This is a genomic window from Neobacillus drentensis (genome assembly GCF_036962765.1).
GTDB lineage: Bacteria > Bacillota > Bacilli > Bacillales > Cytobacillaceae > Neobacillus > Neobacillus drentensis_C.
In genome coordinates, this window is sequence record NZ_JBALOS010000203.1 from 20197 (window position 1) to 28746 (window position 8550).

The following is an 8550-nucleotide window of genomic DNA, read 5'->3' on the forward strand; positions in this document are numbered from 1 at the left end:
CTATTGATGTTCTCTCCCCCACTTAAAGGAGTTTTGTATCGATGCTTAAAACAAGGTTTATGAAATTGCTGACAACTAAAATCGGGGAAGGTCGTTTTCTTCTTACTGCTGAAGATGAACGAGGTCATGTGATGAGCCCATTTAGGTGGAAGAACCTCGTTTTCAGCAATCACGAGGAAAGCTTCTTTGGAACGCTCCTTGAGACGGAGACCGTGGATGGCGTCGAAGGTGTAGTTGTGAGCAGCTGGCATCTGGTCTCACTTTTTGCCAAGGAGTCGTTTAATCGCTTTATCGAATGGGATTGGAATGAACAATCCGAGATTTGTCTGGCCGCCGCCCATGCGCTTTATGAGGGAATCCTCGAAAAAGATTGGCTGCCGGACTTTTCGGTCTGGGAGCACGGCGATTTTCGCTGGAAGCTTCCTGAGCGTGTCAAGGATGAGTTTGATCCGTCGTTTTGGGAACAAATGATTGAAGAGCCCGGCATTTATGATTCGACGGATGGTGACCTAGAAACCACCAAAAAGTATATTTCTGACTTGTACAACGGTGCCCTTGACGGCTACTTGACTCGGAATGCCGCGATGAAGGAGTTGTTCGGACCGAAACTCGACTTGCTCCGGAAGCAAAATATTTCCGGCAGTGAACTGGCTCGTTATTTTGATGAAGAAAGCTGGCTGGAATGGGTCGGGATTAAGGAAAACGACACCCCGTTTACGATTGGGCTCCGTCTAGATGAACCGCCAGATGGCGAAGGTGCGTGGAGCCTGGATTTATTTTTACGAGGAAAGAAAAATGTGGATGAGACTTATGATGTCGAAGGTTCCGCCAAGATTCCGGCGAAGTGGCGGCCATTTTTGGAAAAGGTCGACCGTGAGCGGGAACGCTGGGTCCGCTTGATTCCCTGGCTAGGTGAAGACGGATTCTTCAAAACGCATCTGAGTGAGGAAGAAGCGTGGATGTTTTTGACGGAGGCGAGTGAGACGCTTGTGGCCCTGGATGTTGAAATCCTTCTCCCTTCTTGGTGGCAGGCAATGAAAAATGCCAATTTGAAGGTGAAGGCGGCCCTGAAAGGCACCTCGAGCCACCGGCCGTCCTTTGTTGGACTCCAGGCCATGCTGGATTTTAACTGGCGCTTTTCGATGAATGGTGTCGACTTGTCCGAGGATGAGTTTGGGAAACTTGTCGAGGAAAAAAGACGGCTTGTCTTCATTCGCGGCCGTTGGGTGAAGCTGGATCCGCAGTTTATTCGACATATTCAGGATATGATGAAACGGGCCGAAAAGGAAGGCTTGCACGTCCGCGACTTGCTCGAGCAGGAACTGATGGAGACGGAAGAAACCGAAGATGAGCTCGATAATCCAAAGGCATTTGCCAAAATTCAAATTGAGTTGAACCGCCAGTGGAAGCAGATGATTAAGCAGTTATCAGAGGTGCATGAAATACCGCTGGAGGCTGTGCCGTCTGGATTGCAGGGAGAACTTCGACCCTACCAGCAACTTGGTATGAGTTGGCTCTGGTTCCTCCGTCAGTACGGATTTGGCGCAACCCTCGCTGATGACATGGGGCTTGGGAAAACAGTGCAGCTTATCTCCTATTTATTGAAGGTAAAAGAAGTTGTTGGGGATGAGTTGGCTGCCTTGGTGCCTGACACCGAAAATAAGGTGAAAAAGCGCCGTAAAAAGGATGAAGACGTAATGCCGGCTGCTAAGATTCCGACGAAGGCGGCGCTGATTATCTGTCCGACCTCCGTTCTTGGTAACTGGCAGAAGGAGTTAGAGCGCTTCGCGCCTGAGATGAAGGTGTACCTGCATTACGGGTCGAACCGTTTGAAAGAGGAAACCTTTGCCGAAAAGGCTAAAGATGCCGATATTGTATTGACTTCGTATGGGCTAAGCCATATTGATTTGGCGGAATTCGAATCGTTGATTTGGAGTTCCATTGCGATCGATGAAGCGCAGAACATTAAAAATGCCCAGACGAAGCAGTCGAAGGCCGTACGCAGGTTGCGCGGACGCCACCACATTGCGCTGACTGGGACGCCAATGGAAAACCGCTTATCAGAGTTGTGGTCGATTTTTGATTTTACCAATCACGGATATCTTGGCAGCTTGGGGCAATTCCAGAAAAAGTTCGTGATACCGATCGAAAAAGATGAGAAAAAAGAAAAAGTACAGCAGCTTCAATCGTTGATTCGGCCGTTCCTGCTGCGCCGCACGAAAAAGGATGAAGAAGTTGCCCTTAACCTGCCTGACAAGCTGGAGCAAAAGGAATATTGCCCGCTCACAGCTGAGCAGGCGTCGTTATACGAGCAGCTTATCCACGATACCTTTGCGGAAATTGAAAAACTGTCCGGCTTTGAGCGGAAAGGGTTAATTTTGCAAATGCTCAGCCGCTTGAAGCAGTTGTGCAATCACCCTGCCCTTTATCTAAAGGAAAAGTCGGTCGGGCGCGAACTGTTGGATCGTTCGAATAAGTTGGAGAAACTTGTCGAGTTGATTGATGCGGTTTTGGAACAGGGCGAAAGCTGTCTGATTTTCACCCAATATATCGAAATGGGCGAAATGATTCGAAGTACATTGAAGAAGAAATTTGGCATTGAGGTGCCATTCTTGAACGGAAGTGTACCGAAAGCGAAGCGTGATGAGATGATTGAGCAGTTCCAGAATCAGGAGTTCCCGGTGTTCTTGCTGTCCTTGAAAGCCGGCGGGACCGGGCTGAATCTGACGGCGGCCAATCACGTCATCCACTACGACCGCTGGTGGAATCCGGCTGTTGAGAACCAGGCCACTGACCGTGCCTACCGCATCGGCCAGTCGCGCTTCGTTCATGTCCATAAGATGATTTGCACGGGTACACTCGAGGAGAAAATCGACGCAATGCTCGAGAAAAAGCAATTCCTGAATGACCAAATCATCCAAAGTGAAAACTGGATCACCGAACTATCCACCGACGAGCTGAAGGATTTGGTGTATCTGGGATGATTTTGGGTATTGTGATAGTGTAAGTGATGTTAATGGTGTCAGGCACCATCCTTTGACATTTGTCCATGTGAAAAGGACATCTCATGGTGCCAGACACGATCAAAGAGCACGATCATAAGGGATAAAACCATCATGGTTTTATCCTTTTTTGATGGTATTTGTGCTTACAACGATCATTCAAACCACTGACTAAACTCTCTTATTTTTCTGTATAATTTTGCTATTTCGCCTATTTTGTAACCGCTTTTATGTGAAGTGATTCACAAGTATAATAGTGGTATAAGAATCCAATAACCCACTATAGGGAGGAAATAATAATGCTTACCGATTTTTTATTTGAGCTAAAAAGCTGGTTGTTTGGCGCGTCATTTGATGAAATCGATGAATTTGAACGACTTGAATCCAAGCATACCAGGGTCCACCATGATGAAAATATTTCCGAAATCATCCGTGTCCATTAATCCACTCTTCGTTAAGGGAGCCTTCTTACTATAAGAGGGCTTCTTTTTTCTATTTTAAGCCATCCGTAATCTGTTCAGTTAAATGAGAATTCAAATTGGATAGCCGCCAAAAAAGAAAGCAAACTAAAATTGTGAGGTGCTAAACACATACTAATTGGCATCCTTGAAGTAACAACAACATGGGTGGTGAAAAAATGGCAAAGAATAAGAATAACCAATTTAAGAAACATAATACCGCTCTGCCTAAAGCAGATTTAGAGTTTGCGGAAGAACGAGGTAATGGGTTTGAAAAAGTAGCATTAAAAGCTCAAAAAAGTCATAATAAATAAACAAAACGGAACCTGTCATTTTCTAACAAAATCCGTTTCGGACGAGAAACATATCGGCTGGTGACAAATGGTTTAACATTGTTATTGGCAAATAAAAATGCAAAACCTCTCCGCAAAAATGGCGAGGTTTTGCATTTGATGATAATCTGGTTCCTCGTACTACTAAAACACCCGTTTAGAATTAACTAAAGACCAGTTCTTTTTCTTTTTCTTTTTGGCTTAGACCAAGTGTCTCCGCTGTTGAAGTATGAATTTTGTCCAGAAGCCAAGGGTTTTCCATTAGTGATTCGCCATAAGAAGGAATCATTTCTTTGATTTTCGATTCCCACTCATTAATATGTTCTGGGAAGCATTTTTTGATTATTTCCAGCATTACGTGAACGGCAGTTGAAGCACCTGGAGAAGCGCCTAGTAATGCTGCGATCGATCCATCAGCGGCTGTAATCACTTCCGTACCAAATTGAAGCGTTCCTTTGCCACCAGCTTCCGTATCTTTGATTACCTGTACACGTTGGCCCGCGACTACTAAATCCCAATCATCGCTTTGGGCGTTCGGAATAAACTCGCGTAACTCTTCCATGCGCTGTTCTTTCGATAACATCACTTGCTGAATCAGGTATTTTGTCAAAGACATCTCTTTTGCGCCTGCTGCCAGCATCGTTAAGACATTATTTGGTTTTACAGAAGTGACTAAATCGAACATCGAACCCATTTTTAAGAATTTTGGTGAGAAGCCAGCAAATGGTCCAAATAGCAACGATTTTTTATTGTCGATATATCTTGTGTCAAGGTGAGGTACAGACATTGGCGGAGCTCCAACCTTCGCTTTGCCGTATACTTTGGCATTGTGCTGTTCTACAACATCCGGATTGTTACACACCATAAATATTCCGCTTACCGGAAATCCTCCAATATGTTTTCCTTCAGGAATACCGGATTTTTGCAGTAAATGCAGACTTCCTCCCCCGCCGCCGATAAAGACGAATTTTGCCGTAGCTCGTTCAACGGTGCCGCTAAATTGATTCTGGACCTTCAATTCCCACAATCCATCGTTATTACGTTTGATATTATTAACACTATGATTATAGTTTATTTGGACATTTTTATTTCCTAAGTGGTCAAACAACATCCGTGTTAAAGCTCCAAAATTGACATCTGTTCCAGTGTCGACTTTGGTTGCCGCTATCGGTTCATCCCCTGAACGGTTTTGCAGAACAAGCGGAATCCATTCCATCAGTTTTTTCGGATCATCGGAAAATTCCATCCCTTGAAAAAGTGGATTGTTTGATAGCGCTTCAAAACGTTTCTTTAAAAAAGCTACATCCTGCTCCCCATGTACTAAACTCATATGAGGTAGCGGCATGATAAAGTCCTGTGGATCTTGGATCAACTTCCTGTTTACAAGATAAGACCAAAACTGCATTGAAACCTGAAACTGTTCATTAATTTTTATCGCTTTACTAATATCTAAAGTTCCATCCGGTTTTTCGACCGTGTAGTTAAGCTCGCACAGTGCCGCATGGCCCGTTCCCGCATTATTCCATTCGTTAGAGCTTTCTTCTCCTGCGTTTTCGAGCTTCTCAAACACTGTAATTTCCCATTCCGGTACTAATTCTTTCAAAAGTGTCCCTAAAGTTGCACTCATAATTCCGGCGCCAATTAATATAACGTCTGTTTTAGTTTCTTTGCTGATCATATTTACCAACCTTTTCTACTAAAATTTGCAGAAAAGATGCAGGAGCGACCTAGTCACACACCTTTTCTGTCTCTTTTATAACCATTTCACAGTGAATACAATTATTGACAGATTAGTATATCTACTATTATATGATAATTTCTAATATTTTTAAAGCATGTAGCAACTGAGAAGTCCTTCCACAAGACCCAAAGAACACACAAAAACCAAAGCATTAACCCAGTTTCTTGAGATGAGTAAGGCTTTAATTTGCAAAAATAATTATTTTAAAATAAAAAGTTTTTTACTCTTGTGATATATGGAGGATGGTATAGATTACGCCATTCATCTCTTTTACACTGCTTACATCATTTAAAAAGTAAAACACCTCGTACTCCCATTTTTCCGGATTATAAACCACGATATATTCGGCCTGTTCAATCGTTGGTATCTCTTCCGCTATTTTCTCTTTTAAGTTATTGAGGCTTTCTTGTGGCTGTATACCTTTTTTGATTTGAAATAAATATTTACTCTCTTTGATTTTAGAAGTCGTGGTATCAATGAGTGGAATTCCGACATGGACCCGCTGCCATCCAAACGAGCTTATGATATTGTCATAAAATCCATTAAATAGAAACTTGTTTAACCCGTTGCTGCCTTTCCAAAGATACAATGGGCAATAGCTATTTTGAACATTTTGATGGATTCCTTTTTCCGTTATCAAATATAGTTTAAATTTCAGCTCCTCAAATCCGTCTGTTTTATGGCCATTCTTTCGGACTCTGTCTCTGATGATATTCATATCATAATCACTTGGTAAAGTAATCTTATATTGTGTGGCTATCATTTCAGTAGGCCCTCCTTGTGATCGTCCTTCATTATTTTTGCCGTGAGCGCATGATAGAATTTTTGTGGTTCATCTAGGCGGAGATGGGCTTTGGTCACTTTTTTCTTAAATCCATACATAAACCAAGCTTCGACAGGATGATAGAACTCCACTTCAAATGTAGGCTTTTCTTTGAAAAAATCAGCAAGGACCGCATCGAAAATTTGTTTTGATTCTTCTTTTTTTAATTTTTCAGGTCCATCGTAAGGATGAATACTTTTAATTTCCTCAAGCGGCACGAGGAGCTGTTTTCCAATCCCAATCTGCAGGTATAAATAGCTGTCCGTGATCATAATCGGGCAATGCCGGATCGCTTGAATTTCTGCTAGGAAAAATAACAAGGTAATCACATTCAATACGAGTACGATGATGGATATCAGCGGACTCCATGAATGCAGGAGGAAATGAAAACCGACCGATTCCAACACTAAGGCGTGGATCAGCATGACGTAAAGCGTGATGGTGCCGGTTTTTTTATGGCAGGTGTACATCCGTTCATCCGGTAACATCGGTTTTTTCCGCCAAGAGAATAAACTGTAATAATACATCGTCATATCGGTGAAAAAGATTTTTTGAACCCGGGATGGTTTTAGATGCTGCTCCCATGCTTGCTTCATTCGATAAGGAAAGGCAGGAATGTCGGCTTCGTTTGTGCGGTAGCTCCTGATGATTTTTGGAAGTGTGGCCATGAGCTTGAAAACGACATAAAGCTCGAGCAGGAAAAAGGCTCCCTCGCCTGCAAATAAGATATATTTTACAAAGGAATAAGCTGCCAGCAGACCGTGTGGAATGATGAGGACTGCAGCGCCATATCCCGCAATCATGACAGGGAGAATATATTTTAGGGAGTAACGTTTTCTTAGGATGAAGAAGTACACGAGTATCGGTATGGTAATGATGCAATCAAATAGGGTGCCTAAGGCCATGCCCGTTGGAAGTGGTCCTAAACTTTCCAGGCGGTAGATTAATAGATTTGAGCCAACCACTAAGGTGAGGATGATGCTGAACCAAAGATATTTATTTTTCGAAAGAGATCCCATTGTTTCCTCCTGAATACACGTACTAAGATACTTTCATTTTAACATAAATATCCAATTTTTCGATAAAAAAGGACCTTAGTAGGGCCCTGTTTTTACTCTTTTATCCCCACCACACGAATCCGCTTATAATCCGCCAGCCACACACCGTTGCGGTATAAAGCTCCCCTTACGTTTTTTTCTACTGTTGTGAGGATCGACTCTCTTTTTTCTACGGTTATGCCTTCGATCAGACTGGTGGCAAACATCTCAATCCAGTTTCTTAAGCCTTGTTCTCCGGTTAAAGGGGTCGGCCGATCAAAATGCTGGGCGTGCGTGACGCGAAATCCGACTTGTTCCATTAAGGTGGTGTATTCAGCTATGTTTGGGTAATACCAAGGGAATTGCTCGGGTTGATAATGGTTCCCTACTTGTCGGATGATTTCATCCGTAATGGTCTGGACGTTCCCTTTTCCGCCGAATTCAGCCACAAATCTCCCCCCTAGCTTTAAGGCATCGTAGATCGACTGGAGGGTCTTTTGCGGAGGTTTCACCCAATGGAGTGTGGCATTAGAAAAAACAGCATCAAATTCATTTATGTACGTCATGTTCACAGCGTCCTCTACCTGAAAGGTAAGACGCGGGTACTTGTTTTGGGCCTGCTGGACCATGTTTTCGGACTTATCGATGCCAATAATGTTAACGTCCTGGTGATGCAGTTTGTTTGCCAAGTCCCCTGTTCCGCACCCAAGATCAAGAATCCGCTCGCCCGCCCGCGGCGCCAGCAGCTCAACCAAATCCCAGCCAAACCGAGACACAAACGCATGCTTCTCATCATATAAATGTGCATTCCAGCTATCTTTCTGAACTCTATTAGTCATCCTTCCCCATCCCCTTTACGCTGCTTTTTTAATCATTATAGCAAAGAGGTGTGAACGTTTCTGGAATTTTTGTCCAGAATTTATTTAACCTCACTTGAGAAATGGACGGGCACCCATTTACCGAGCCGAGCGTGGGGATTATTTTGTCTCAAGGTATATGTAGCGCCCTCATTTACCGAGCGTGGGGACTTTTCCTTCTCAAGGTAAATGTAACAACTTTTCATTTACCGAGCGAGCGGATTTTTCCTTCTCAAGGTAAATGTAACAACCTTTCATTTACCCAACGAGCGGATTTTTCCTTCTCAAGGTAAATGTAAC

The 8550-nt window shown here is 43.4% G+C and carries 7 protein-coding genes; 3 read left to right on the plus strand and 4 right to left on the minus strand.

Features of this window, described 5'->3' with window-relative positions:
• Window positions 1-41: 41 nt before the first annotated feature.
• The 3 genes from V7137_RS22830 (at window position 42) to V7137_RS22840 (ending at window position 3774) form a co-directional block, all read left to right on the plus strand.
• A complete protein-coding gene (locus V7137_RS22830; protein ID WP_335700203.1) occupies window positions 42-2984 on the plus strand; it encodes a DEAD/DEAH box helicase in 2943 nt (980 codons plus the stop codon).
• A 317-nt stretch (window positions 2985-3301) separates the two neighbouring features.
• On the plus strand, window positions 3302-3445 hold the full coding sequence (locus V7137_RS22835; protein WP_335700204.1) for a hypothetical protein: 144 nt from the start codon (window positions 3302-3304) through the stop codon (window positions 3443-3445).
• Between the two features lie 194 nt (window positions 3446-3639).
• Window positions 3640-3774, plus strand: coding sequence for a hypothetical protein (locus V7137_RS22840; protein WP_285290737.1), 135 nt, complete (start codon window positions 3640-3642; stop codon window positions 3772-3774).
• Between the two features lie 181 nt (window positions 3775-3955).
• On the opposite strand, the gene V7137_RS22845 is transcribed toward V7137_RS22840, so the two are convergent.
• From V7137_RS22845 to V7137_RS22860, 4 genes are all read right to left on the minus strand, one after another.
• Complete coding sequence (locus V7137_RS22845; protein ID WP_335700205.1) at window positions 3956-5470, minus strand: malate:quinone oxidoreductase; 1515 nt, start codon at window positions 5468-5470, stop codon at window positions 3956-3958.
• Between the two features lie 283 nt (window positions 5471-5753).
• Window positions 5754-6296, minus strand: coding sequence for a DUF4865 family protein (locus tag V7137_RS22850; protein ID WP_335700206.1), 543 nt, complete (start codon window positions 6294-6296; stop codon window positions 5754-5756).
• A complete protein-coding gene (locus tag V7137_RS22855) occupies window positions 6293-7375 on the minus strand; it encodes a hypothetical protein (RefSeq protein ID WP_335700207.1) in 1083 nt (360 codons plus the stop codon). The genes V7137_RS22850 and V7137_RS22855 overlap by 4 nt, the downstream gene beginning before the upstream one ends.
• A gap of 92 nt (window positions 7376-7467) precedes the next feature.
• Window positions 7468-8232 carry a methyltransferase domain-containing protein gene (locus V7137_RS22860; RefSeq protein ID WP_335700208.1) on the minus strand — a complete coding sequence of 255 codons (765 nt, stop codon included), beginning with the start codon at window positions 8230-8232 and terminating at the stop codon, window positions 7468-7470.
• Window positions 8233-8550: the final 318 nt, after the last annotated feature.